Raw genomic sequence first — 24,463 nt, 5'->3', positions numbered from 1 at the left:
TGTGAATGAGCGCACACGAAAAGTTTCCAAGCGGATCCGCCTGTATCGTCGGCGCGTATGAATCGCCACGGCGCAAGGCACCCGACATTCATCCCTTCCAGATCCACGCCGAAGTAATCGCCGGGGCTCTTGCGGACGCCGGCCTCAGCCTGGCGGATGTCGATGGCTTCGCCACGGCCGCCTCCTTCCCGGCCGAAGCCGGCTGGCAACTCAGCGCGGTTGAGGTGGCAGAATATGTCGGATTGCGGCCCTCGTGGTTGTGCAGCACTGACATAGGGGGGGCGATGACGTTGAGCCATGTGGGCAACGCCGTTGCGGCCATCCAGGCGGGGCTGTGCAAGGTGGTTGTTATCAGCTACGCCGCCTCCGGTCGCTCATGGCGGCTGCCCGCGACCGACTTCAACACCGGGCGCACCGGGCCTGGCCAGTATGAAGTTCCCTACGGCGCTTCGACGATCTCGGCCTATGCGCTCGCCGCGACCCGCTATATGCATCAGTTTGGCTTGAAGTCCGAGCAACTGGCGCAAATTGCGGTGCAGATGCGGGCATATGCCAACCGCAATCCGCAAGCCATGTATCGTGACCTGATCACCGTCGACGACGTCTTGTCGTCGCCGATGATTTCCACCCCCTTGCACAAGCTCGATTGCTGCGTGGTGAGCGACTCCGGCGGAGCGATTGTTGTCACATCAGCGGACCGGGCGAGGGATACCCGGCGAAGCGGTCCGGCGGTGCTGGGCTTTGGTGAAGCAATCAGCCACGGTCAGATGAATCAGATGGCCGATCTGACAACGACAGCAGCCGAACATTCGGGCCGTCGCGCATTCGCTTCCGCCGGGTTGGGGCCACAGGATATTCGTGTGGCACAGATCTACGATTCCTTCACAATCACGGTCGCACTGACTCTGGAAGCCCTGGGTTTCGTCAAACGTGGCGAGATCGGCGATTTCATCGCCAGCGGCCAGCTCGGTCCTGAGGGCCGCCTGCCAATCAACACCGATGGCGGTGGTCTTTCCTCCAACCATTCTGGTCGCCGCGGCATGTATGCCGTGATTGAAGCTGTCAGGCAGCTTCGGGGTGAAAGTCCCGGGCTGCAATTGCCTTCGCCAGAACTTTGCCTTGTCAACGGAACCGGCGGCTGGCTCTCCGCCACCGCAACCCTGATCCTGGGGAATGCAAATGACTGAAATGGATTCGATCCTTCCCGTCCAGGATTCGGTGTCTGCCGTGTGGTTCGACGCCGTCAAGAACGGCAAACTCCTGCTGCAGCGCGACCCGGTCAGCGGACGGCTCCAGTATTATCCGCGCGCTCATGTCGTCGGCGCGCCCGACCGGCAGCCGGAATGGGTCGAGGCCTCGGGCGCCGGCACCCTTTATTCCTACACCATTGTGAAGCGATCTGTTCATCCCCAGTTCGCCAGTCACACGCCTTTCACCCTGGCTATTGTCGAATTGGCCGAGGGACCCCGCATGACGTCATGGATCGTGGACGTGCCAGAGGATGAAATCCACTGCGACATGAAACTGACTGTTGTTTACCGCGAAATTCATCCCGGGCTGATCATGCCCTGCTTCACAAAGGTCTAGCATGGAAATTACGTTCGATAAGATCGAGATTGGTACCGAGTACCATTCTGCCGGCCGCACCGTATGCGAGGCTGACATTGTCAACTTCGCCGGCGTCACCGGCGACTTCAACCCGCTCCACATGGACGAGCAATGGGTTCGCTCCAACACCCAATACCCGACCCGAATTGCGCACGGGCTTTTGGTTCATGCCATCGGGGAGGGCTTGCGCTGCGGCGAGCTGGACAGTTGGAAGATCCTCGCCTTCCTTGAAACGCAAAGAAGGATGCTTCTGCCCGTGTTGCCTGGCGACCGGATTCAACAGAGCTACCGCGTAGCTGCCAAGAAGCCATCATCGAAGGACCCTTCGAAAGGCGTTGTCGAAGTCGACGTCACGGTGACCAACCAAAAGGGCGAGACGGTGCAGTCTGGATACAATCGGTACCTGATTGGGGGAGCTTCTTGATGCGTGGGCTGAAAGACAAAGTCGTAATCGTTACAGGCGCGGCCCAAGGGATCGGCAAAGCAACGGCGCTGCGACTAGCGGAAGAGGGAATGATTGTCGCTGCCGCAGACCGCAACTTTGCCGGTGTGGAGCAAGTGGCGGAGGCGATCTCTGCGGCAGGCAGCCGAGCCCTGGCGGTGTTCCTGGACGTCGCGAGCCGTGTCAGCTGGAGCGAATGCGTCGCGCGCGTGGTCGGTGCGTTCGGCTGCATAGACGGGCTCGTCAACAATGCCGGCATGACACGTGACAGTTCACTGTTGAAGATGAAAGACGAAGACTGGAGCGACGTGATCGATGTCAATCTGCGAGGCCCATGGCTGGGTTGCCAAAGTGTGATCCCGCATATGACCGGCAAGGGTGGTGCCATTGTCAATCTGTCGTCAGAGTCGCGATGGGGAGCGTTCGGACAGTCCAACTATTCTTCCGCGAAAGCTGGGCTTGTCGGCCTGACCCGTACCGTTGCCTTTGAGCATGCGCGCCACCGCGTAAGGGTAAATGCGGTTGCACCCGGAACAGTGTCGACAGCAATGGTTGAAGCGGTTCCGGCCGATATACGAAAAGGCTGGCTGCAAAACATCCCGCTGCGCCGTGAGGCTGATCCATCAGAAATCGCTTCCGTCATCGCATTCCTGCTCTCTGACGATGCAAGCTATGTCACTGGCCAGATCATCGGTGTCAATGGAGGCTCCATCATCTGACATCGGCATCATTTACATCTTGTGGACTGCCGCGGCACAACGACAACTCAAAGGCATTGACTATGAATATTCCTTCAAGGGCTGACGTGGTGATCGTTGGCGGTGGGGTCGCGGGGTGTTCGATCGCCTATCACCTAGCCAAAATTGGCATCACCGACGTGGTGCTGTGTGAGCGCCGTCAACTGACATGCGGCACCACCTGGCATGCCGCAGGCCTGGTCACCCAACTTCGCGCCACGCAGCGTATGACTGAGCTGGCAAAATATACCGGAGAACTCTTCACGAGCCTTGAGGATGAGACTGGCCAGGCCACCGGGTTTAAGCGGAACGGGTCACTGCGCATCGCGACAACCCCGGCCAGGTACGAGGAATTGGCAAGGGGCGCTTCCATGGGCCGCAACTTCGGCCTCCCAGTTGAGGCTGTTACCCCAGGTGAAATCAAGGAGCGATGGGCCCCGGTAAACCTGGACGGAATAGTTGGAGGGTTCTGGTTCCCTCATGACGGCCAGGTCAACCCAGCTGACGTAACGATGGCTTACGCCAAGGGCGCTCGCACCGGCGGCGTCCGTATCGCCGAGAACCTGCCAGTAACTCGAATCCTTGTGGAGAACGGTCGCGCCATCGGTGTCATGACCGAGCAAGGCAGGATTGACGCTCGTACTGTCGTGATCTGTGGCGGCATGTGGTCGCGCGACCTGGCAGCCGAGATCGGCGTAACCGTGCCGCTCCACGCCGCTGAGCATTTCTATGTGGTCACGGAGGCCATTTCCGACCTGCCACGCAATCTTCCTGTGATGTTTCTGGGCGACGAGTGGACCTACTACAAGGAAGACGCGGGAAAGCTTCTCGTCGGCTTCTTCGAACCTGTGGCAAAACCTTGGGGGCAGGGTGGCATTTCGAAGGATTTCAGCTTCGATGCGCTCCCCGAAGACATTGACCATATCGCCCCGCACCTGGAAGCTGCGGCCAGTCGCGTGCCTCTTCTGGCGAACACGGGCATGCAGCTTTTCTTCAACGGGCCGGAAAGCTTCACCGCAGACGGCCGCTATCTGCTCGGCGAGACCGCTGAGATCTCCGGCCTTTACTGCGCCACTGGCTTCAATTCGCTTGGCATCTTGTCCTCCGGCGGCGTAGGCAAATCGCTGGCGTCCTGGATACGCGACGGCAGGCCGCCTGTGGAATTGATCGACGTCGACGTGCGCCGCACCCAGAGCTTCCAACGCAACCGGAAATATCTGGAGGACCGCACGGTCGAAACCCTCGGCCTCAACTTCGACATGCATTGGCCCAACCGGCAGTTCCTATCCGCACGCGGCGTGCGGCGATCGCCATTCCATGATCGCCTGGTTGCGGCCGGAGCCTTCATGACCGAAGCGGCGGGGTGGGAAAGGCCTGGCTTCTTCGGCACGCCCGAGGAAGTGGCCAACATCGAATACTCCTACTATCGTCCCAGCTGGTTTGCCAATGTAGGCGCGGAGTGCCGCAACACCGCCGAAAACGTGACTGTCTTCGACCATAGCTGTTTCGTCAAATACCGAGTTGAAGGTCCGGACGCGCTCAAGACGATGAACTGGATTTGCGCTGCCGACTGCGACGTCGAAGTCGGTCGCGTGGTCTACACGCAGTGGCTCAACGAGATTGGCGGTATCGAGGCAGACGTCACGGTGACACGTCTGGCGCATGACACGTTCCTCGTGGTTACCGTGGCTGTCTCGCAGCGCCGCGACCTCGCCTGGTTCAAACGGCACCTGCCAGAGGACGCGCGCGTTCACATCGTCGACATTACCTCCGGCCTTCCAATGCTTGCCATCATGGGCCCAAAGGTGAGGGAATTGATGGCGCGCGTGTCACCGGACGATTTCAGCAACGACGGCTTTCCTTTCGGTACGAGCCGCGAGATCGACCTTGGCTACGCTCGCGTGCGTGCCAGCCGGCTGACCTTCGTGGGCGAGCTCGGCTATGAACTCTATCCGGAAGCGGAATTCGCCGCCCATGCATATGAAAGGATCGTTGAGGCCGGACACGATCTCGGTCTGAGACATGGTGGCTTCTTCGCCCTGAATTCCTTGCGAATGGAAAAGGGCTACCGTCATTGGGGGCATGACATCGGCGAGGAAGACACCCCTTACAATGGCGGCGTGGGCTTTGCCGTCGCCTTGGACAAGCCTGGCGGGTTCTTTGGCCGCGACGCGTTGGTCAAGCAGCGAGCAGAAGGCCCGATCAAGCGCCGTCTGGTGCAAATCAAACTTGCCGGCGGACCAGACATGCCAATGCTGTATCACAACGAGCCGCTGGTACGCGACGGCGCCATCATCGGGTCGGTGACATCGGGGGCTTACGGCCATCGCATCGGTGCATCGCTTGGTCTTGGCTATGTGAGAAATGCCGAGGGCGTCACCAAGGACTGGCTTGCCAATGGCCGCTGGGAAGTCGAGGTTGCGATGAAGCGTTACCCGGTCGAGCTCCAGTTCGGCCCTTGGTATGATCCGCAAAATGTGAGAGTTCGTGGGTAGCGCGCAAAAGTATGTCCGGGCCGACAAAGGAGCGGCCTTAGCTGCTCGCGCCGTCGTCTCGCATCGCAAGTAGCCATTTAGCAAAAGTCTTGGCAGCAGTGGAAAGTGGAATGTTTCTCCGCCAGACCAGATAGATTCCACCGTCGGCCTGGATCTTGTCATCAAAAAGCTCGACCAATTGACCCGCTCGGACGAACTCGGTCGCGGTCCCGATCCATCCCAGCGCGATGCCTTCGCCGGCAAGGGCGGCCTGCATCATCGTCAAATGATTGTCAAAGTGCGGCCCTGGGAGCGAGTTGGTTTTGATGCCGTAATGGTCAAACCATTGCTCCCAATCGAACCAGGTTTTATCGTCGGCCCTTGCATGCAAGAGAAGATGCTTGGTCAGCTCACGCGGCGTTTCGACGGTCGGTGAGCGTGCAAGGTACGCAGGGCTTGCGACCGGCGTGATCAGTTCCGACAGGAGCAGTTCGGCGTCGCAATCTGCCCAATTGCCCTTGCCGAACCGGACTGAAAGATCGATTCTTTCCGATAGCTCGGGCAGGCCCTGATAGGCAGTCACCATGTTCACAGTGATCTGAGGGTGAATCTCATGGAATTCCTTCAAACGGGGCAATAGCCAGAAGTTCGCATAGGCGAGGTTGCACGAGACAGTCAGGCTGTCTGCATTACGGCCTCGCTGCAGCGCCTCGCCCTCTAGCCGAATGATATCAAGGCCTGCAACAAGTGCACTCACATAACGCTTGCCTTCAGCCGTGGTCCGCACCGGCCTGCTTTGCCTGTCGAAAAGCCTGACCGCCAAAAAATCTTCCGCCTGCGTCAGGAGATGGCTGACGGCCGACTGCGTGACATTGAGCTCGATGGCCGCCTTCGAAACGCTCTCCAGACGAGCTGTTGCCTCGATGGCCAGCATCACACGCAACGGCGGAACATGGCGCCAGTACTTCATGAGCTGCTCTCATAGTTCCATGAAGGGGATGTGCGTATCGTAAAGCCTCACACTGGCCTACGCTATGGGTTACTGCAATTCGCCAGCTTTCATTCGCATGAAGGCTATTAATACCTTTCGCAAGGACGCCGCGCACGTAATGCCTAGCCATCTTACGATCGAAATCGAAACCGGCGTCATGGTGGTGACTATGAATAAGCCGCCCGCGAACGCGATTGATACCGAATTCTCCAATGAATTGTATCGCGCCTTCAAGTTGCTTGAGGACGATGATGGCCTCCGTGTGGCCATTCTGATCGGCGGTGAAAACCGGAAGCGCATCTTCTCGGCGGGCTGGGATTTGAAGGCGGTCGCGCGCGGCGATGGACGCGATGCCGATAAGGGGTTCGACCTCGGTCCTGGCGGGATAGGCGGCTTGCCCGAATTCTTTGAACGGACAAAACCTGTAATCGCTGCGGTCAACGGCGCGGCGGTTGGCGGTGGCTTCGAGCTGGCAATGTCTACCGACATCATCGTGGCGTCCGAAGAGGCGTACTTTTCCCTTCCGGAAATGCAGCGCGGCTTTCTTCCAGACGGGGGCGCCGTGCAGCGCTTGCATCGCTTGGTGCCATACAACGTAGCCATGGATCTTATGCTGACCGGCCGCAAGATGTCTGCGCAGGAGGCCAGGCATTGGGGCATGGTTCGTGACGTGGTTCCCCGGGGTCAAATTCTGGGACACACATTGGAGATCGCGAGGAACATCGCCGCAGGCGCGCCTTTGGTCGTCCGGGCCCTCAGGCAGTTCATGCGCGCCACGGCACATCTGTCCACCGAAGCCGCGCATCAGATCAGCAAACAGGCGTGGGTTGGGCAGAGCGGCCTGCATCACTACGAACGCATGTTGACTTCGGAAGACTTCGATGAGGGCGCAATCGCCTTTACGGAAAAGCGTCAAGCTCGGTTCAAGGGGCATTGATGATTGTGTTTGCCGCCAATCCCGCAGAAGCACCCTGTTCCGCAACCCATAGACTGTCGCCTATGTTCGAAGCCCGTTCCATTGCGGTGGCGGGTGTTTCCGACCGCCTTGGATCGTTTGGACGTCGCCTGGCCCAGGCAATCACCAGCACGTCCTTCTCCGGCAAAATCGACTTCATCAACCCCAAATATGGCACTGTTTTAGGTCGGCCCTGCCACAGGCGGTTCGGCGATCTCGACGCAGCACCGGATTTGGCCGTGCTCGGCATGGGGGGCCGCCATCTCGAGCTGGGTCTGCTCGACGCCATTGAAGCGGGCGCCAAGTCGGCCGTCATCTTCGACGCCTGTTTTGGCGAAACAGCAGACGGAATGTCGTTGCTGGCCAGGCTTCGCGGGATTGCGGCGGAGCACAATATTCCGGTCTGCGGCGGTGCTGGGATGGGGCTTGTCAACGTAGGCTCGGGCTGTGTTGCCAGTTTCTACGGGGCCGCGCACCTCAAGCCTGGTGGGATCACCTTGATCGCCCATTCCGGATCGGTTTTCACCACGCTCGCGATGAACGACCCCCGCCACCGTTTCGACGTCCTTGTGTCTCCTGGCCAGGAAATCGGCGCGACGGTCGATGAATACATTGATTACGCTGCGACCCGGGACAGCACTAAAGTCATCGCAGTGTTCATGGAAACAGCTCGCAACCCTGGCGGCTTCCGAGCAAGCCTGAGACGCGCGCGCGAGCGTGGGATCCCGGTGGTCGTGTGCAAGGTAGGCCGATCCGAAGAGGCAGCCCGCATGGCCCGCTCGCATACCGGAGCTTTGGCTGGCTCGAAGGCTGCCTATGAGGCTGTGTTGGAAGAGACAGGCGCAATTTGCGTGCAGTCCGTCGATGAATTGATGAACCTTGCCTCGCTGTGCTCAACTGGTCGATTGCCCGGGAAGGGTGGGGCTGCGCTCGTCACGGACTCCGGCGGTCTCCGCGAACTGGCCATGGATCTGGCGGCAGAAACGCAGGCGGGGCTGGCGCGATTCACGGATAGGACCATTCAAAGCCTGCGACAGGTTCTGCCCTCGCAGCTCGAGCCTTCAAATCCCTTAGACTGTGCGGCGGACCTGACTGAAAACTTCAGCAAACCTTTTGAAGATGCCATCGACATCCTGTCGGGCGCTGAGGAAGTGTCCATGATCGGACTGGAGGCAGACCTCAGAGACGACTACGTATACGAGGAGCGGCTGCTGCGCCTTGCACTCGATCTCCCCCAACGCACGGGAAAACCGTGTTTTTTTTATTCTAGCTTCGGTCGGGCGAACAACTTCAAGCTTGGCGAAAGATTGATCGAAGGGGGCATCCCCTGCATCAACGGCATCGGGGGGGCCCTCAATGCCGTCACAAAACTCCAAGCCTGGTCGGAACGCGGTAGCCTGCCTGCCGGATCCGAAACCACGGTCTTGAGTGACAAGGATCTCGGGTGGAGGCAACGCTTGTCGACCGGCAAGCCGCTGGGAGAGCACGAGGCATTGTCGATGCTATCCGCCTTCGGCATTCCGGTGGTAGGCAGCGAAGTCCACAACGACCTCGACGGGGTCATGGCAGCCGGAGAACGGCTTGGCTATCCGGTTGCCTTGAAAACGGCCACTGAGGGTGTCGACCATAAGAGTGACGTTGGCGGTGTTCTCCTCAACGTAAGAAACAGAGACGAGCTTGCCCAAGCGTATGAGCGCCTCGCGGCTTCAATAGGGCCGCGGGTCATCATCCAGGCAATGGCCCCGCGTGGCGTCGAACTTGCCTTTGGCTGTGTGCAGGATCCGGACTTCGGGCCGCTGGTGATGATATCCGCCGGCGGCATCCTCGTTGAGCATTTCGGCGGACAGCAGTTTGCGCTGGCACCATTCGGTCAAGACCGCGCACTCGAACTCATCGACCGCCTCCCTGTCTCGCCTTTGCTTGATGGAACCAGGGGCGCCGCGCCTGCCGACAAGCTCTCGGCCGCGCGGGCATTGTCCCGCTTCTCAGCCATGTGTGCCTCACTTGCAGAGGGGTTGAGAGAAGTGGACGTGAATCCGGTGATCGTCTCGGCGAAGGGTGTTCTGGCCGTCGACGCACTCGTCGTGCCTGCAACAATTGGTGGCAGCATGGCGAGGATAGCCCCGGGACTCAATGTCAACAACTAGGCTCAAGACGGGCCGGTCTTGGAACAGCAATGCCTCGGGCCCATCGAAGGCTAATCAGCTAGCGGGATCTGAATGTCAGGAACTTACGACGCGATCATCATCGGTGGCGGGCACAACGGATTGGTCTGCGGTTCATACATGGCCCGCAACGGGCTGAATGTTAAGGTCCTGGAGCGGCGCTCCGTGGTGGGCGGAGCGGCCGTGACCGAGGAATTCCATCCGGGCTACCGGGCTTCGACGTTCTCTTACCTGATGAGCCTGCTGCACCCGAGGATCATCCGCGACCTCGAGCTCGCTAAGCACGGGCTCCAGGTACTGCCTTGCTCGGATATGTACTCCCCCCTCGACCACGACTACATTGTCTTCTCCGACAACGTGAAGAAGACGCAGGAACAATTCGGCCGCTTCAACCGCCACGACGCAAAGGTCTATCCGGAATTCGACCGCTACATCAGCGAAGCGGCCAATGTGGTGCGCAAGCTTCTGTTCGAGGTTCCGCCAGACCCGTCGCGAACCGACTTCAAGTCACTTAAGAGCCTGGCTTCGTTCGCCTGGAAGTACCGGAAGATCGGGGATCGCTTCTATCGCCTCATCGACCTGCTCACGATGAGCGCCGACGATTTCCTTCGGGAATGGTTCGATGACAGTCGCATACGGGCGGTCCTGGCCTACTACGCCTCGATCGGAACGTTCGTCAGCCCGCGTACTCCCGGGTCTGCCTACGTGATCATCCACCACATCATGGGCGAGCACGAGGGCGCCGGCGGGTGGGGATTCATCAAGGGAGGCATGGGCGCGATCACCCAATCCATCGCGTCCTATGGCCGTACCAAGGGCCTCCAGATTGAGACCGAAGCCGACGTTGAGCGGATCATCGTTGAGAACGGCAGAAGTGTCGGCGTCGCCCTGCGAAACGGGCGCGAATACCGCACGAAGATTGTCGTCTCGAATGCCGCGGCGCCCGTCACGTTCCTGAAGCTGGTGGACTCGAAGGAACTGCCGTCGGAATTCGTGCGCGACATCCGCAACTATCGTACGCGCTCCTCCGCCTTCAAGATCAACATAGCCTGCGAGCGCCTGCCGCAGTATCGCGCACTCGGCAAGGCGATCTCGGATGGGGCGCTCGGGAGCTTCACCTACCCCACATACGTCCACATCGCGCCCGATGTCGAATACCTCGACCGCTCGTACACGGACGCTAAGGACGGCTGGTATTCCACGGAGCCGTTCCTTACGCCTGTCGCCCCCACGGTGGTTGACGACACTCTCGCTCCTCCAGGAAAGCATGTCCTCAACCTATTCGGCGGGCACGCCGCGTGTGACCTGAAGTCCTCGAACTGGGAAGCCGAGAGGCCGAACCTCGTCAAGAACGTGATGTCCACCATAGACCGCTTCGCGCCCGGATTTTCGAACGACGTCATCGCCATGGACGTGCTGACGCCCGACGAGATCGACCGCCGGGTGAATCTGCCGTCGGGCCACATTTTCCACGGCGAACTCGCGCCGGACCAGCTCTTCTTCAAGCGGCCGGCCGCCCACTACTCCGACTACAGGTCGCCCATCGGCGGGCTCTATCAGTGTGGCTCGAGCACCCACCCCGGCGGCGGAGTATCCGGCATCCCGGGCCATAACGCCGCGCGCGAAATTCTCAGGGACCAAGGGAGGCGGATGCGCTGAGTTCGCGCCACCACAAACATTTCAGGAAGGACACACTAGATGGCGATGATCCGCCGGACGCCCTACTATCATAAGCATGCAGCCGCAGGCGCTGAGTTCGTGGACCGCATCGGCTTTGCAGCCGCCTTGCATTTTGGCTCCGTCGAAGCCGAGCACATAGCCGCTCGCGAGAAGGTCGGTCTCTTCGACGTCTACTCGCAGTACTTCCTGGAGGTGACCGGAGTCGATGCGCTTCGCCTGATGCAGAAGCTTTGCGTCAACGACATCGGGCGCATGCGGCCGTCGGGCGTTGTCTACACCTCACTGTGCAACGCCGAGGGAGGGATGATCGACGACCTGTTGGTCTACCGTATGGCTGAGGACACCTTCAGGGTTTGTCCCACGCCATCCAGGATCGTCGCGGTCGAAGCCTGGATACGCGAGGTGGCGGGCGACCTCCGGGTCCAGTTGATCAACTATGGCGCCCGGTTCGGTTACATGTCGGTGCAGGGCCCGAACTCCCGGGCGCTCCTTTCAAGACTCACCGACGCCGATCTCTCGGCGGCCAAGCTGAAGTACTTCAGCTTCGTCATCGGCGAACTGGCAGGCATCCCCGAAGTGATGATCTCCCGCACCGGCTATTCCGGCGAACTCGGATACGAGCTGTTCTACCCATCCGAGTACGCGGAGCACGTCTGGGACCGCCTTATCGAAGCGGGCACTGACGTTGGTGTGAGGCCTTGCGGACTTGGCTCGCTCGCCACCCTCAGGATGGAGAAGAAGTTCCCCCTGTACGGGCTTGACCTGTCGACGGGCAATACCCCTGTCGAAGCGGGGCTCGAATGGACGGTTCGTCTCGACAAGCCGGAATTCATCGGCCGCGACGTCATCGCGCGTCAGATGGAGGAGGGGCCGTCCAGGCGCCTTATGTTGATTGCGGCGGCCGATCTCGATGTGCCGCTGGAAATCGGCGCCGACATTACGGTCGACGGCAGGAAGGCCGGCACCGTCACATCGGTTGCCAAGGGGTTCACCGTCAGGAAGGCCCTGGCGCAAGGATACGTCATTTCGGAACTGGCAAAGGACGGGCAGCAGGTCGTTGTCGAAGCCAAGGCGGGGCCCAGCCAAGCTGTCCTTCATGGCGAGGCGCTTTACGACCCGAATAGGGAGCGCGCGAGGGCCTGAGGAGTCAGTTGGGCGAGAGCCTCGCCCCACTGGGCATGCGCATTAGACAGTGAATGGGAACAAGAACAGGAGGAGTGCATGAAATACTTCAAGTCAAATGGCGGGCGCGTTCCGGCGTCTGTCGAAGCAATGGCCAAGGACGCACGCGAGGGCCGAATGGACAGGCGCGAGTTCCTCGCCATTGCTAGCGTGTTCGGCGCATCGGCCGTCGTGGCCTACGGCATGGCGGGCCTTGCCCTGCCGCAGCCGGCTTTCGCTGAGCAGCCGAAGAGGGGCGGGACCCTTCGCGTCGCGATGTCCGTCAAAGGACAGAAGGATCCACGCACGTACGATTGGGGCGAGATGGCGAACGTCTCCCGCTGCTGGCTGGAGCCTCTGGTTCGCTACACGCGCCAGTTTACCTTCGAGCCCGTCCTGCTCGAGAGCTGGGACGTCAACCACGACGCCACGGAGTACGTGCTGCACGTGCGCAAGGGAGTTACCTGGAACAACGGCGATGCCTTCAACGCCGACGATGTCGTCTTCAACATCACGCGGTGGTGCGAAAAGGGAGCTTCCGGCAACTCCATGGCTGCCCGCATGGGCTCCCTGCTCGACGACAAGCCGGGTAAGGCGAAGGACGGCGCGATCACGAAAGTCGACGACTATACGGTCAAGCTGAAGCTGAATGGGCCCGACATTGCGATCATCCCTGGCTTCACCGACTACCCTGCGCTCGTCGTGCACCGCAGCTTCGAAAAGGATGGGGCGGACCCAATCAAGAAGCCGATCGGCACCGGGGCTTTCGAGCTGGTGTCTTATGCGGTTGGGTCGAAGGCCGTCGTCAAACGCCGCGAGAACGGCAAATGGTGGGGTGGCGAAGCTCCGCTCGACGGCGTCGAATTCATTGACTACGGCACCGACTTCAACGCCACCGTCAGCGCCTTCGACTCAGGCGAGATCGACTTGGACTACGAGACTCCGTCCGACTACATCGACGCGCTCGACAAAATGGGGCTGGTGAAGTCCGAAGTATCGACGGCAACGACCGTCGTGGCGCGCACGAACATCACGCACAAGCCCTATGACGACAAGAAGGTGCGCAATGCCTTGCAGATGGCCGTCGATAACAATGCCGTGCTGCAGCTCGGCTACAACGGCCGCGGCACGGTTGGGGAAAATCACCACGTCAGCCCGATTCAGCCCGAGTATTTCCCGCTTCCGAAAAAGGCGCGTGACGCCGCAGGCGCCAAGAAATTGATGGCGGACGCCGGGCAGGCGGATTTCGAGCACGAGCTGATCACCGTCGAGGACGATTGGCAGAAGGCCACCGGCGACGCAATCGCCGGCCAGTTGCGCGATGCCGGCATAAAGGTGAAGCGCACAGTATTGCCCGGTTCAACGTTCTGGAACGATTGGACGAAATATCCCTACTCGCTCACCATTTGGTACATGCGGCCGCTCGCCGTCCAGACCCTCGCGCTCGCCTATCGTTCGGGGGAAGCCTGGAATGAAACCGGCTACGCCAATCCTGAGTTCGACACCAAGCTCAAGGAGGCACTTTCGATCGCCGACGCCGCGAAGCGCAAGGAAGTCATGAAGGATATCGAGCAGATCCTACAGGATTCCAGCATCATCATTCAGCCGTACTGGCAGAAACTTTACTGCCACATGAGCAAGAAGCTGAGGAACTACGGCATGCACCAGACCTACGAGATTGACCTTCAGAACGCATGGCTGGACGCATAGCTAAACAGCAGCGCTACTGCGAGCTCTCTTTGCCGGCCGTCGCCCTTCGCCTTCCCGGCGAGGGGCGTGCAGTAACGATTGAACGACAGGGTAATCGCCACCGAGTTGGCCGTAAAATGCCCGGCATCTGATCATGTCGGGCTTTGGCCGTCCATGGTGTCTAGGTCAACATTGCGCTTCGCCGCAGGCTCTGCTCGGAAACACTGTTTCAACATCCGCTTCGAGATTGGACTCGGCAGAAAATCGTTGGGTGTCCTGGCGTGCAACGGCCGACCGTGGAGTTGATCGAGGTCGACACCCGCGCACACCGACCTTTCAACGAAACGGCACGTTTCGGGAGAAACGCAAGACCGCCGCCGCGACCCATGCTTGGTTTTAACGACACCTGCCAGAGCCGCCAGCCCACAACCTCGACGTCACGCCGACGCTCTTATCCTTGCCGTGAGGGGCCTGAAGGTGAGGCCACGAAAAGCCAAGATCGATCTTGCGGCTCGTGCCGACAACAAAGGCGTCCGATGACGGACGCGCCAATCCAGAAATTGGAACGAGCGAACTTCGCCTTGGCCGGCTTTCAAGAGATGGTCCCCGATCGACAGCGGAGAACAAGCGTGCCCGCGCCAATGCCCGGCGGCCCCTGCGGTACGCGCAATCAACCGATGCTTCAACATGTTTGACAACCGGGCCCACCTGTGGTGCAATATCAAAGAACGGGACAAAGTTCTATTTTCCGGGAAAAAGGGAGGAAAGCAGTGCTTGCTAAAATTGGAGAATGGGGAGGCTTAGGCGCGCTCCTCGCGGTCGCTCTGGCATCTTCTGGCGTCAGAGCTCAGGCCGATGAACCCATAAAGATAGGCTTTGCCATCGCGCAGTCGGGATGGATGGCCAATTATGATGTCGGGCCGTTCCAGGCAGCTGTCCTCAAGATCGAGGAAATCAACAAGGCTGGCGGCCTGCTTGGTCGGCAGATTCAATATAGCGTCATCGATACAAAGACGGATCAGACGCTGGCGGGAACAGCTGGCTCGCAGCTGTTGGACTGGGGTGCCGACATGCTCGTGGTGCCCACGGACTATGACTACGGTGCTGCGGCCGCGCTTGCGGCTCAGAACGCTGGAAAGATCGCGATCTCGCCAGGTGCAGGTGACCCGAAAATGGGTGTTCAGGGGGTTGGTCCATACGTGTTCACCGCCCACACGGCCGCACAGACGCAGGGCATCGTGATGGCCGAGTACGCAAAGAAGGTCATGGGCTTGAAGACAGCTTATGCCCTTGAGGACGTTTCCATCGAATATAGCAAGTCGGGCTGTGCAGGTTATAGGGCCGGATGGCAGAATGTCGGCGGCACGCTTGTGGGTTCCGACACGTTCAAGAACGACGAACCTTCCATCGCTGCACAGATTACGCGGCTGAAAAGCGCGAGCCCGGCACCCGATGTGATCTTCCTTTGCTCCTACACACCTGGCGGTGGATCCGCCGTCCGCCAGATCAGGGCGGCTGGTATCGATACGCCAATCGTTTCACTGACCGGCATGACGGATAACTATTGGCTTGGCGCGGTTCCCGGCCTGAAGGACTTTTACATCCCGGCGATTATGTCCTTGTATGGCGATGACCCCCGTCCGGAGATCGGCAAGTTTCTAGCCGCCTACAAGGCGCGGTGGAAAGAAGAACCGACTTCTTCGTTCGCGGTGCTGGGCTACAGTACGATCGAGCAGTGGGCGTATGCCGTCGAAAAGGCCAAGACGACCGACTCGCAGGCCGTTCTGGCGATGATGAACCAGTACAAGGACCAGCCGTTTACGGTCGGGTTAACGTCCTACACGGACCAGCTTCACATTCAGATCAACCGACCTCAGTTGATCATGAAGGTGGAGAATGGCTCTTTTCACGCCGTGGAGATGTATAGAAACGAGTTCATGCCGGACATGAAGCTCCTGTTCCGGTCTGGCCAGTAGCGGTCTGGACCTGCCAAAATGGCGTGCGCCGGTGTGGCGCACGCCCGCAAGCAAAGGCGCATTTTAAATGAGCAGGCATCGGAAGCGAGTGCTTGAGGCGAAGGACATTCATGTGGACTTCGGCGGGATCAAGGCGTTGAACGGTGTGACGCTGAGGCTTTCGGCTGGCGACATTCTTGGGCTGATCGGGCCCAACGGGGCTGGCAAGACGACGATGGTCAACGTCTTGAGCGGCTTTCAAAAGCCGAGCCCCGGCACTTTCGAGCTGGATGGACAGGACGTTTCGGCTTTGTCGCCCCGCAAGATGGCGCAGGCAGGGATTGGTCGCAGTTTTCAGTCGGCGCGGCTGTTTCGTAAATTGACGGTGCTGGAGAACCTGGTTGTTGCCGGCCTTGGCGTTGGCCTGTCGACCAAGACGGCGACGGCGCAGGCGCGCGAGATCCTGAACTGGATCGGCTACCGGCACGACCATGATCGTCGCTGCGATTCCCTGCCTTACAGCGACGAACGGCGCATCAGCATCGCCCGCGCGCTGGCCCTGCAACCCTCCTTCGCGCTGCTGGATGAGCCGGCGTCTGGAATGAACGAGCAGGAATGCGAGCAGCTGATGGAGACGATCACCAACATCCCGCGGCATTTCGGCTGCGGCGTCATGCTGATCGAGCACAACATGCAGGTGATCATGGGGGTCTGTCACAGGATCCACGTGCTGGACGGCGGCAGGAGCCTTGCCGAAGGCACTCCGCAACAGGTGAAGCAGGATCCGAACGTGCTGCGCGCATATCTCGGAGACCAGGCCTCGCGCGCAGACGCAGTCATATAGGATCTTTCATGGCGCACTTTTTCCAGGTCCTCATCGACGCTGTCGCTCTCGGCAGTCTTTACGCGCTCGTCGCGCTCGCCATCGGCCTCGTGTTTGGCGTGATGAAGCTCATCAACTTCGCCCAGGCTGACTACATCACCGTCGGCGCCTATTCGCTGGTCGTGCCGACCGCTGCCGCGTCGCCCGCTCTGATGTTTGGCTCACTGCCATGGGTGGCGATGATTTTCTGCGTTGTGCTGACGGTGACCATTCTGGCCCTGATCACCGAGCGAATGGCTTTCCGCCCGTTGCGCAATTCCGACCCGACCACCCTTTTGATCTCTTCCTTCGCCGTCAGCTACTTCCTGCAGAGCCTTATCCTGCTGCTGCATGGCGGCCGCCCCAAATCTGTGAGCATCGGCGATGCGCTGACGCGCGCGGTCGAGCTGTTCGGCATCCGCATCCCGGGCGTCCAGCTGCTCACGATGAGCGTGGCGCTGGGCCTGCTTATCCTGCTGGTCGTTTTCCTGAAGAAGACGCCGATCGGCATCCAGCTGCGCGCAGCCGCCGAGAACTTCCAGATGGCGCGCCTCCTCGGCGTTCCGGCCAACCGCATCATAGCCATAGCCTTCGCCATCAGCGGCATGCTGGGCGCGACGATCTCGCTGCTGTTCGTGATCCAGACCGGCACGCTCGACATCCGCATGGGCATGATGCCCACGGTCTACGCCTTCTTCGCCACCGTAATTGGCGGCATCGGCTCCCTGCCCGGGGCGGTTGTCGGAGGCTACGTCGTCGGCATCCTCAGTGTCCTTCTTCAAACCTATCTGCCCGACGAGATGCGTCCGTTTCGCGATGCAGGCGTGTTTTCCATCGTCATTTTGATCCTGCTCCTGCGCCCGCAGGGACTGATCGTGACGAGCGCAGCCAAGGAGCGAGTTTAATGCGGGTTGTTCAACGGCTGTTTCCCGTCCTGGCGATAATTGTCCCGCTGCTGGTCCTCATCATCGCCATCGATCGCTTCGGATCGCCAAGCATACAGCGTGTCACGACCGAGGCCCTCATTCGCCTCGTCTTCGCCGTCGGCCTCTACATCTTCGCCGGCAACTCCGGCATCGTGTCCTTCGGGCACATGACCTTTTGCGCGGTCGCCGCCTACGCGTCAGCGTGGCAGACCTGTTGCCGGATGCTGAAGCCCATCACGATGCCTGGACTGCCTTCCTTTGTGCGCGACAACACCATACCGCTTGTTCCGGCAGGGTTGATCTCCATCGGACTGGCTGGCGCCACCGCGATTGTCTCGGGCCTCGTGCTCATGAGACTTTCAAGCCTCAGCGCCTCGATCTCGACGCTGGCTTTGCTGTTCATCCTGAACGTCGTCTATTCAAACTGGTCCACCGTGACGATGGGCAATTCAACCATCGTGGGCCTGCCAATCTATGTTAACGTCTGGGTCGCCCTGGCGTGCGCGATTGTCGTCATCCTTGTCGCCTTCTTCTATCAGACATCGCGCTGGGGCCTCATGCTCAGAGCCACCAGGGAAGACGAGGTCGCAGCACAAGCCTCTGGCATGTCGCTTTATTGGTCGCGCCTGATCGCCTTCAGCCTGTCCGGCTTCGTGGCCGGCCTCGCAGGCGTCCTGTACGCCCACTTCATGGGCACCGTTTCCATCAGCAACTTCTTCCTCAACCAGACCTTTCTCATCGTCGCCATGCTCGTCATCGGAGGCATGCAGAGCCTGGCAGGCGCCGTCGTTGGCGTCACCGTCATCAGCGTGGTAACCGAAGTGTTCCGCCGCGCCGAAGCAGGCTTTTCCCTCGGCTCCCTCGACATCTCAATACCGCCAGGCTCTCAGGAACTCATCCTCGCCGGCATCATGCTCCTCATCCTCATATTCCGCAAAAACGGGATCATGGCAGGTCGAGAACTAAACTGGCCTTGGCCGGTGAGACAAGATCACGTTGTCGCCGATGGCACAGGCAGCGGCGCCGCCACGCCTGTTGGCGACCGCGCCTGATGTGCCTTCAGCGTGCCTCGCCGGCGACCGAGATGCGATCCGGCTAAAACACAAACAGGATAGATCATGATTATGCAAATACCCGAAAAGGGCGTTTCGAAGGACGTCATCATGCAAGAACTGCGGCAGATGAAATCCTTGGATTTCGACTGGCGCGCCGGCCGAGTGCCTTCTTACACTTATTTTGTCGATGACGAGACACTGGACATTCAGCGCGAAGCCTACGGCGAATACATCGCGGAGAACGGGCTTGGTGCGGGCCGTGCCTTCAAGAGCCTTGAGCGGATGACAGACGACATCAAGTCGATGTCGAAGGCACTCTTCAATGCACCCTCCGGCGCTGGCGCCTCTTTTACCTCTGGGGGTACTGAGAGCGTCTTCATGGCGGTAAAGACCGCGCGCGACCTGACGCGTCATAAACGGGGCGAGCATGGAGGGCGTTTCAACATCGTCGCCTGCGAAACGGCCCATCCTTGTCTCGACAAAGCCGGCCAATTGCTCGGTGTAGACGTCAAGCGCACCCCTCATAACGCCGAGTTCCGGGCGGATCCTGAATCTTTGCGCGCCGCGATCGACGATAGAACCATGATGCTGTTTGCGTCCGCGCCGAACTATCCGTTCGGCACATTCGACCCCATCCACAAAGTCAGCGCACTGGCACAGGAAAAAGGACTTCGTCTTCACGTTGACGGCTGCTGGGGTGGATTTCTCTCCCCATTTGCCGAACGGCTCGGCTACCCGATCCCCGAGTGGGATTTCCGTGTGCCCGGCGTTTCGAGCCTATCTGCCGACATTCACAAATTTGGATATGCGGCGAAGGGCGCGAGCGTTGTGCTGTACCGCGACGCAGAAGATCAGGAGTTTGAACGCTTTTCCTTCAGCGGCTGGCCGCGGGGGACTTATGCGACGCCAACCTTTCTTGGTACCAAGGCGGGCGGGGCAGTCGCGTCTGCCTGGGCGGTGATGCAGTATCTCGGCATGGAGGGCTATTTGCGTGCCGCTAAACTGACCATGGATGCCACCATGCAATTGATCGATGGCTTGAACGCGATTCCGGAGATCTATTGCCTGACCCCCAATGGCGAGAGCAACCTGATTTCCTTCGCGTGCCGCGATCCGGGCGTTGACATCTATGCGGTCGCGGACCGTCTGGAGGAGCGCGGATGGTTGAGAGGCCGCATGCGGGACCCTCAGGCAATCCAGCAGGGTGTCAATCCAGCTCACCTGGCAGTCGTCCCCGAGTATCTGGAGGCTGTTCGTGAAGCGATCAATCACGTGAAGGCCCGCAACTCCGCGCGGGTGGCTTATGACGAACACAGCTACTAGGCCAACCAGGCGATTATAGTCCTGCAGATAGTGGCAGCGCGAGGCTTGCGGTCGCATGGAGGATGCTCGCGCGGTTTCAGGAAAGGCCAGCGTTTGAGAGCTCGATGTTTATTGCGTGACTTGCGAGATGCGCTCGGTGAAACCGCCGTCAAGACGGACCCGAACGAGATATCTCCGTATCTTGTCGATTGGCGGGGTCGCTACAGCGGGACTGCAGAATGCGTCGTCGAGCCGCGTACAGCGCAGGAGATGGCACGCGTGGTCAAGACGGCAGTTGCACATGGCGCTGCCGTCGTTCCGCAGGGCGGCAATACAGGCCTGGTTGGCGGCGGTGTGCCTTCAAATGGGGCCGACGGCCGCACGCAAGTCGTCATATCGATGCGGCGCCTCAACCGCATTCGTGAAGTTGACCCGCTGGATAATGTCATCGTGACCGAGGCAGGCGTGATCCTTAAGCACGCACAGGAAGCTGCCGGCGCGATGGGTCGCCTTCTGCCGATAAGCCTCGCGGCTGAAGGCAGCGCGCAGGTCGGCGGTGTCGTCTCCACCAATGCCGGAGGTATCAACGTACTGCGGTACGGCTGCACGCGCGATTTGGTGCTCGGCCTCGAGGTGGTGATGGCAGACGGAGCGATCTGGAACGGTCTGCAAAAACTTCGCAAGAACAATACAGGTTACGACCTCAAGCAGCTGTTCATCGGCGCCGAAGGAACGCTCGGGATTGTCACGGCGGTCGCGCTAAAGCTTTTCCCGCTACCTCATTCGCACACAACGACCTTCATCGCCGTTCCCAACCCCGATGCAGCCGTCAAGCTGTTGCGGCACCTTCAGGCGGAACTTGGCGATTCCATTGTTGCCTTTGAACTTGTCCAGCGTGCTTGCCTCGATCTTGTACTCTCCAGCGTGAAAGACGCCCGCGATCCACTTTCGGAGCGATCGCCCTGGTACGTACTTGCCGAGGTGTCTGCGACCATGAAAGGATTATCGATCGACGATCTTGTCGAAGACAGCCTCGCGTCGGCGGCCGAGCAGGGTTTCGTCAGTGACGCGGTGCTGGCGAGAAGTGCAGCACAACGGGCCGAATTCTGGCGCCTGCGAGAGGAAATCACAGACGCAGAGCGTCGTTACGGGCCAAGTGCGAAGCACGACGTCTCCATTCCTGTCTCGTTGATCCCTGAGTTTCTTGCGAAGGCAGACGATGCCGTGCGATCTCGCTTTCCTGAGGCAAAGCCGATCGCCTTCGGCCATGTTGGGGACGGGAATATCCATTTCAATGTGCTTGCTCCCGTCAGTGACACGGAAGCAATCGGCATGGTCGTCTACGATCTCGTCTCAAACTTGGGTGGCTCGATCAGCGCAGAGCACGGCATAGGCCTTTCAAAGGTCGACCTTCTGCCGCGCTACAAGGATGACATATCGCTGACACTGATGCGGCAGCTGCGGCTTACGCTCGATCCCCTTCAAAGCTTCAATCCAGGCAAGCTCGTCCACGTGCGCCCGTTGGAGAACTGAGCCGCGACGAGCTGAAATGGTTTGGGGGGAATTGTCTGGAAGCTTCGGTCCGCCGATGCTGCAGCCGCTAGGCTGCATGTGTTGCGTTCTTGACGCTGTTTTGCTTGCGTGCGCGTAGCGAAAGGATGGGCGCGAGGGTTTTAGCGGTGTCTTCCAGGAGGTTCACGATCGTCCCGAGTTCTTCGGTAACGATTCTTGTTATCGGGCCGGTGATACCGACCGAATAGATCACACCATCCCCTGGAATGTGGATTGGGACCGAAAGCGCCGACATGCCCTCATGGATCGATTCCAAGCACATCGCGTATCCGTCCTTGCGAGCAGCCGCGATTTCCTTCCGAACGATCCGGGGATCGGTGACAGTATTGTGCGTAAAGGCCTCCAGCGGTCTCGCGAGCGCCTGGTCCACCAATTCACTGTTCTGATGGGCGAGAATGACCTTAGCGCTGGCTGCCGCATGTGGGGGAAGCTCCTGTCCAGGGACCACATAGCTCTTCCAGCGCGGGTCACCCGCGGCGGACGCGACAACGAAGACGCGATACCCTGCGAGCCGCGATACGAAGAGCGAAGCGCTCGGAAACTTAGAGGTAGCTTGGACCAGCGTTGGCAACACCGCTGCCTCGATCCAGTCAGCATGACCAGCCGCATAAACAAGCCGTGTCAGGCGGTTACCCAATGACAGGGTGCGGTCCCTCTGATCGCCCCCTTCGATCAAGCCGGAGCGGCTCAGCACGCGCAGCAGCCGGTGAGCAGTCGACTTCGGCAATTGAAGCGCATGTGCTGCGTCGGCAGCCGTCAACTCTCCGGGAAATGCCGCGATCAGCTCCAGCATCGAAACATATCGTTCAAGCGGTCCCGCAGCCGCTTCCTCATCATCGGCCATCAATGCTCTCCCTGGATGCTTCTTTGCATGAGCTTTGGCTGGAATACGCCTCAAACGACAAATTCGAAGGCCAAATATTCGGCACACTGTTCCAGAAAGTTGGTCGAATTGCAACGTGGCTCAGAGTCCACCGCGATTACATATGCTCCGAAATTAAACTTGAGAATGCGTTGAAGCAGTCTGCGTGGGGGCGCTGCATTTCCATGTGGAAGTCGCATGTGCGACGAGCGAGTCGGAGGAATCCGCCAGCCGCGATTCGAGGAAGGCAATGCTCTTGCCGCGCTTAATGAATTGACCGGTGCAGACGGCGCTTCCCGTTGTCAGGGGACGCAGGTACTGGACCTTCATCTCGATGGTGGCCCCGCTTCGACCGTAGATATGATGAATGAGATGCCCCATGGAGATGTCCATGATCGTGCCGATAATGCCGCCATGGAGTGAGCCTTGCGGGTTGAAAAGAAAGTCTTGAACGGGAAATCGGATCGTGCACGTGTCGTCGCTGTAAGAAATGTCCAGCGCCAGCAGCTGGGCCAGGAAAAACGCCCCGAATTCAGGCCTTTGATCCTTAATTGCGCGGTCGAATGCGCTTCTGGCCAATACTTCGTCCACTACTTTCACCATCCAATTCAAAATGCCGCTCACGGTTGGCTCAGCGCTGGCTGGGTCCCTCGCTAGGCCCTTGCGTTTTGCTCCGCCAGAGCGCGGATCAGGTCGCCATATTCGGAAATGAACGAGGTGAGGACCGATTTAGCCCTATCGCGATGCTCAGACGTCATTGGGAGCGACTGGTAGAAGTCGCCGCGTCCTGCAATGGCGATCCCGTTGAGCATGCCGAACATGTGAAAAAGAAGCCCGACCTGCCTGCTAAGAGGCGTGACGTCCGCGGCCTTTTCAAGGAGCTTGCCACCGAGATGCAAAGTGAAGAATGATCCGAGCCCGGTAAAGCTCAAAGGCACGGCTTTGGCGTCAGCGATGGTTTGAAAATCAACACGCATCTGCTCGCCCTCCTTGTGGAAGGCGTCGGCCCGCGCAGGCGTAAACACCTTAGTCAGGCCCGCAAGACCAGCTGCCATTGAACAGACATTGTTGTTGAAGGTTCCCGCATGCCGCAGCGATCCGGCTCTATGCGGGTTGAAGTGGTCCATGATGTCCGCACGCCCGCCAAAGGCGCCGGTCGGCAAACCGCCGCCCAGATATTTGCCAAGCGTCGTCAGGTCCGGCTTAATCCCGAACAAGCCTTGCATACCCCCCGAACCACAGCGCGACGTTTTGACTTCGTCGAAGATTAACAACGCACCTGCCGCCTCCGTTTCCCGACGCAGGGTAGAGAAAAAGTCGTTTGTACCGGGAAGGTTGCCACCCGCGCCCAGGATCGGCTCCACCAGGACCGCTGCCAAGTCGTTCTTGTTTTCCCTGATCCGCCGTGCGGCGGCGACGACGTCGTTATACGGGCTAATGATAAAATCGAATGGCAGATTGAGTGGATTTCCGCCAGACGGAAAAACGAGAACACCCCCATGATAGGCGCCATCGAAAACCAGAATCTTACGCCGGCGCGTGAAATGCTGGGCCGTGACAAGCGCAAGGATGTTCGCCTCGGTGCCTGAATTGCAGAAGCGAAGCAGTTCCATGCTCGGGAACCGCGCCTTTATCGCCTCGGCGAATTTTGCCTCGTAGACGTTGGGTCCAGCAAGCACGATGCCGCCGTCCAGTGCCTCCACAACCGCCTGGCGGATTACCGGCTCGGAGTGTCCATAGAGGCCTGCAGAAAACTCGCCGACGAAATCAAAATAGGTGTGGCCGTCGACATCGGTTACCTCAGCGCCTCTACCGGATGAGATCGTGAGCGGAAACGGTTCGTAAAACAGAACCGATCGTGTGCTGCCTCCAGGAAGCGCTTTTTGTGCCTCGCGTGCCGATCGTTCACTCAAGGGATTGCGCGCGGCAAATTCATATCTCAACCGGGCAATCGCGTGGTTCAACTCGTCAGTCGCATTTGCAAGTGAAAGCATGTCTTGATATCCGTCGGTCGAAAGCTCAGCGGC

21 protein-coding genes are annotated in these 24,463 nt (G+C 59.6%); 16 read left to right on the top strand and 5 right to left on the bottom strand.

Annotated features, from left to right (window positions below; all coding sequences use genetic code 11):
* Positions 1 to 5 precede the first annotated feature (5 nt).
* From EJ074_RS01285 to EJ074_RS01265, 5 genes are all read left to right on the top strand, one after another.
* The gene (locus EJ074_RS01285) at positions 6 to 1,187 is read left to right on the top strand and encodes a hypothetical protein (protein ID WP_129552659.1); all 1,182 of its coding nucleotides are present in this window, start codon (positions 6 to 8) and stop codon (positions 1,185 to 1,187) included.
* Positions 1,180 to 1,587, top strand: a complete 408-nt coding sequence (locus EJ074_RS01280) for an OB-fold domain-containing protein (protein ID WP_165349814.1) — start codon at positions 1,180 to 1,182, stop codon at positions 1,585 to 1,587. Before EJ074_RS01285 ends, EJ074_RS01280 begins: the two co-directional genes overlap by 8 nt.
* 1 nt (position 1,588) lies before the next feature.
* On the top strand, positions 1,589 to 2,032 hold the full coding sequence (locus EJ074_RS01275; RefSeq protein WP_095806442.1) for a MaoC/PaaZ C-terminal domain-containing protein: 444 nt from the start codon (positions 1,589 to 1,591) through the stop codon (positions 2,030 to 2,032).
* Complete coding sequence (locus tag EJ074_RS01270; RefSeq protein WP_095806441.1) at positions 2,032 to 2,769, top strand: SDR family oxidoreductase; 738 nt, start codon at positions 2,032 to 2,034, stop codon at positions 2,767 to 2,769. Before EJ074_RS01275 ends, EJ074_RS01270 begins: the two co-directional genes overlap by 1 nt.
* A 62-nt stretch (positions 2,770 to 2,831) precedes the next feature.
* Positions 2,832 to 5,282, top strand: a complete 2,451-nt coding sequence (locus EJ074_RS01265; RefSeq protein WP_129552657.1) for an FAD-dependent oxidoreductase — start codon at positions 2,832 to 2,834, stop codon at positions 5,280 to 5,282.
* Positions 5,283 to 5,319: 37 nt separating this feature from the next.
* Here the strand turns inward: EJ074_RS01265 and EJ074_RS01260 are convergent, their stop codons facing one another.
* A complete protein-coding gene (locus tag EJ074_RS01260) occupies positions 5,320 to 6,231 on the bottom strand; it encodes a LysR substrate-binding domain-containing protein (protein ID WP_129552656.1) in 912 nt (303 codons plus the stop codon).
* Between the two features lie 139 nt (positions 6,232 to 6,370).
* Here EJ074_RS01260 and EJ074_RS01255 point away from each other — a divergent pair, with 139 nt between their 5' ends.
* The 8 genes from EJ074_RS01255 (at position 6,371) to EJ074_RS01220 (ending at position 17,624) form a co-directional block, all read left to right on the top strand.
* Entirely contained in the window at positions 6,371 to 7,189 is an 819-nt protein-coding gene (locus EJ074_RS01255; RefSeq protein WP_129553971.1) for an enoyl-CoA hydratase-related protein, read from the top strand.
* Between the two features lie 62 nt (positions 7,190 to 7,251).
* Positions 7,252 to 9,354, top strand: a complete 2,103-nt coding sequence (locus EJ074_RS01250; RefSeq protein WP_165349812.1) for an acetate--CoA ligase family protein — start codon at positions 7,252 to 7,254, stop codon at positions 9,352 to 9,354.
* A gap of 72 nt (positions 9,355 to 9,426) precedes the next feature.
* Positions 9,427 to 11,031 carry an NAD(P)/FAD-dependent oxidoreductase gene (locus tag EJ074_RS01245; protein ID WP_129552654.1) on the top strand — a complete coding sequence of 535 codons (1,605 nt, stop codon included), beginning with the start codon at positions 9,427 to 9,429 and terminating at the stop codon, positions 11,029 to 11,031.
* A gap of 39 nt (positions 11,032 to 11,070) precedes the next feature.
* On the top strand, positions 11,071 to 12,195 hold the full coding sequence (gene gcvT, locus EJ074_RS01240) for a glycine cleavage system aminomethyltransferase GcvT (protein WP_129552653.1): 1,125 nt from the start codon (positions 11,071 to 11,073) through the stop codon (positions 12,193 to 12,195).
* A gap of 78 nt (positions 12,196 to 12,273) precedes the next feature.
* Positions 12,274 to 13,923, top strand: a complete 1,650-nt coding sequence (locus EJ074_RS01235; protein WP_129552652.1) for an ABC transporter substrate-binding protein — start codon at positions 12,274 to 12,276, stop codon at positions 13,921 to 13,923.
* A 749-nt stretch (positions 13,924 to 14,672) separates the two neighbouring features.
* Positions 14,673 to 15,878: an ABC transporter substrate-binding protein gene (locus EJ074_RS01230; protein ID WP_245454783.1), complete on the top strand. Its 1,206-nt coding sequence runs from the start codon at positions 14,673 to 14,675 to the stop codon at positions 15,876 to 15,878.
* A 67-nt stretch (positions 15,879 to 15,945) separates the two neighbouring features.
* The gene (locus tag EJ074_RS01225; protein WP_095806434.1) at positions 15,946 to 16,701 is read left to right on the top strand and encodes an ABC transporter ATP-binding protein; all 756 of its coding nucleotides are present in this window, start codon (positions 15,946 to 15,948) and stop codon (positions 16,699 to 16,701) included.
* Between the two features lie 8 nt (positions 16,702 to 16,709).
* On the top strand, positions 16,710 to 17,624 hold the full coding sequence (locus EJ074_RS01220; protein ID WP_095806433.1) for a branched-chain amino acid ABC transporter permease: 915 nt from the start codon (positions 16,710 to 16,712) through the stop codon (positions 17,622 to 17,624).
* Here EJ074_RS01220 and EJ074_RS30040 read toward each other — a convergent pair.
* Positions 17,621 to 17,812 carry a hypothetical protein gene (locus EJ074_RS30040; RefSeq protein ID WP_245454894.1) on the bottom strand — a complete coding sequence of 64 codons (192 nt, stop codon included), beginning with the start codon at positions 17,810 to 17,812 and terminating at the stop codon, positions 17,621 to 17,623. The two genes, EJ074_RS01220 and EJ074_RS30040, sit on opposite strands and share 4 nt — an antisense overlap.
* Between EJ074_RS30040 and EJ074_RS01215 the strand changes: the two genes are divergently transcribed.
* From EJ074_RS01215 to EJ074_RS01205, 3 genes are all read left to right on the top strand, one after another.
* The gene (locus tag EJ074_RS01215) at positions 17,744 to 18,697 is read left to right on the top strand and encodes a branched-chain amino acid ABC transporter permease (protein WP_245454855.1); all 954 of its coding nucleotides are present in this window, start codon (positions 17,744 to 17,746) and stop codon (positions 18,695 to 18,697) included. The genes EJ074_RS30040 and EJ074_RS01215 overlap by 69 nt on opposite strands.
* A 66-nt stretch (positions 18,698 to 18,763) precedes the next feature.
* On the top strand, positions 18,764 to 20,023 hold the full coding sequence (locus EJ074_RS01210; protein WP_095806431.1) for an aminotransferase class V-fold PLP-dependent enzyme: 1,260 nt from the start codon (positions 18,764 to 18,766) through the stop codon (positions 20,021 to 20,023).
* A gap of 93 nt (positions 20,024 to 20,116) precedes the next feature.
* Positions 20,117 to 21,535 carry an FAD-binding oxidoreductase gene (locus EJ074_RS01205; RefSeq protein ID WP_348626985.1) on the top strand — a complete coding sequence of 473 codons (1,419 nt, stop codon included), beginning with the start codon at positions 20,117 to 20,119 and terminating at the stop codon, positions 21,533 to 21,535.
* Positions 21,536 to 21,602: 67 nt separating this feature from the next.
* Here the strand turns inward: EJ074_RS01205 and EJ074_RS01200 are convergent, their stop codons facing one another.
* The 3 genes from EJ074_RS01200 to EJ074_RS01190 form a co-directional block, all read right to left on the bottom strand.
* Entirely contained in the window at positions 21,603 to 22,418 is an 816-nt protein-coding gene (locus tag EJ074_RS01200) for an IclR family transcriptional regulator (protein WP_095806430.1), read from the bottom strand.
* Positions 22,419 to 22,571: 153 nt separating this feature from the next.
* Complete coding sequence (locus EJ074_RS01195; RefSeq protein WP_245454782.1) at positions 22,572 to 23,060, bottom strand: PaaI family thioesterase; 489 nt, start codon at positions 23,058 to 23,060, stop codon at positions 22,572 to 22,574.
* Between the two features lie 29 nt (positions 23,061 to 23,089).
* Positions 23,090 to 24,430, bottom strand: a complete 1,341-nt coding sequence (locus EJ074_RS01190) for an aminotransferase class III-fold pyridoxal phosphate-dependent enzyme (protein ID WP_129552651.1) — start codon at positions 24,428 to 24,430, stop codon at positions 23,090 to 23,092.
* Positions 24,431 to 24,463: the final 33 nt, after the last annotated feature.

Source organism: Mesorhizobium sp. M3A.F.Ca.ET.080.04.2.1, from assembly GCF_003952525.1.
In the GTDB taxonomy this organism is placed as follows: domain Bacteria; phylum Pseudomonadota; class Alphaproteobacteria; order Rhizobiales; family Rhizobiaceae; genus Mesorhizobium.
This window is presented reverse-complemented; position numbering and strand designations above follow the sequence as displayed.

Excerpts from the sequence above, each read along its gene's own strand:
- EJ074_RS01285 (WP_129552659.1), top strand. The coding sequence starts at position 6 with ATGAGCGCACACGAAAAGTTTCCAAGCGGATCCGCCTGTATCGTCGGC.
- EJ074_RS01235 (WP_129552652.1), top strand. The coding sequence starts at position 12,274 with ATGAAATACTTCAAGTCAAATGGCGGGCGCGTTCCGGCGTCTGTCGAA.
- EJ074_RS01255 (WP_129553971.1), top strand. The coding sequence starts at position 6,371 with ATGCCTAGCCATCTTACGATCGAAATCGAAACCGGCGTCATGGTGGTG.
- EJ074_RS01280 (WP_165349814.1), top strand. The coding sequence starts at position 1,180 with ATGACTGAAATGGATTCGATCCTTCCCGTCCAGGATTCGGTGTCTGCC.
- EJ074_RS01260 (WP_129552656.1), bottom strand. The coding sequence starts at position 6,231 with ATGAAGTACTGGCGCCATGTTCCGCCGTTGCGTGTGATGCTGGCCATC.
- EJ074_RS01210 (WP_095806431.1), top strand. The coding sequence starts at position 18,764 with ATGATTATGCAAATACCCGAAAAGGGCGTTTCGAAGGACGTCATCATG.
- EJ074_RS01270 (WP_095806441.1), top strand. The coding sequence starts at position 2,032 with ATGCGTGGGCTGAAAGACAAAGTCGTAATCGTTACAGGCGCGGCCCAA.
- EJ074_RS01220 (WP_095806433.1), top strand. The coding sequence starts at position 16,710 with ATGGCGCACTTTTTCCAGGTCCTCATCGACGCTGTCGCTCTCGGCAGT.
- EJ074_RS01200 (WP_095806430.1), bottom strand. The coding sequence starts at position 22,418 with ATGGCCGATGATGAGGAAGCGGCTGCGGGACCGCTTGAACGATATGTT.
- EJ074_RS01190 (WP_129552651.1), bottom strand. The coding sequence starts at position 24,430 with ATGCTTTCACTTGCAAATGCGACTGACGAGTTGAACCACGCGATTGCC.
- EJ074_RS01245 (WP_129552654.1), top strand. The coding sequence starts at position 9,427 with ATGTCAGGAACTTACGACGCGATCATCATCGGTGGCGGGCACAACGGA.
- EJ074_RS01275 (WP_095806442.1), top strand. The coding sequence starts at position 1,589 with ATGGAAATTACGTTCGATAAGATCGAGATTGGTACCGAGTACCATTCT.
- EJ074_RS01250 (WP_165349812.1), top strand. The coding sequence starts at position 7,252 with ATGTTCGAAGCCCGTTCCATTGCGGTGGCGGGTGTTTCCGACCGCCTT.
- EJ074_RS01225 (WP_095806434.1), top strand. The coding sequence starts at position 15,946 with ATGAGCAGGCATCGGAAGCGAGTGCTTGAGGCGAAGGACATTCATGTG.
- gcvT (WP_129552653.1), top strand. The coding sequence starts at position 11,071 with ATGGCGATGATCCGCCGGACGCCCTACTATCATAAGCATGCAGCCGCA.
- EJ074_RS01265 (WP_129552657.1), top strand. The coding sequence starts at position 2,832 with ATGAATATTCCTTCAAGGGCTGACGTGGTGATCGTTGGCGGTGGGGTC.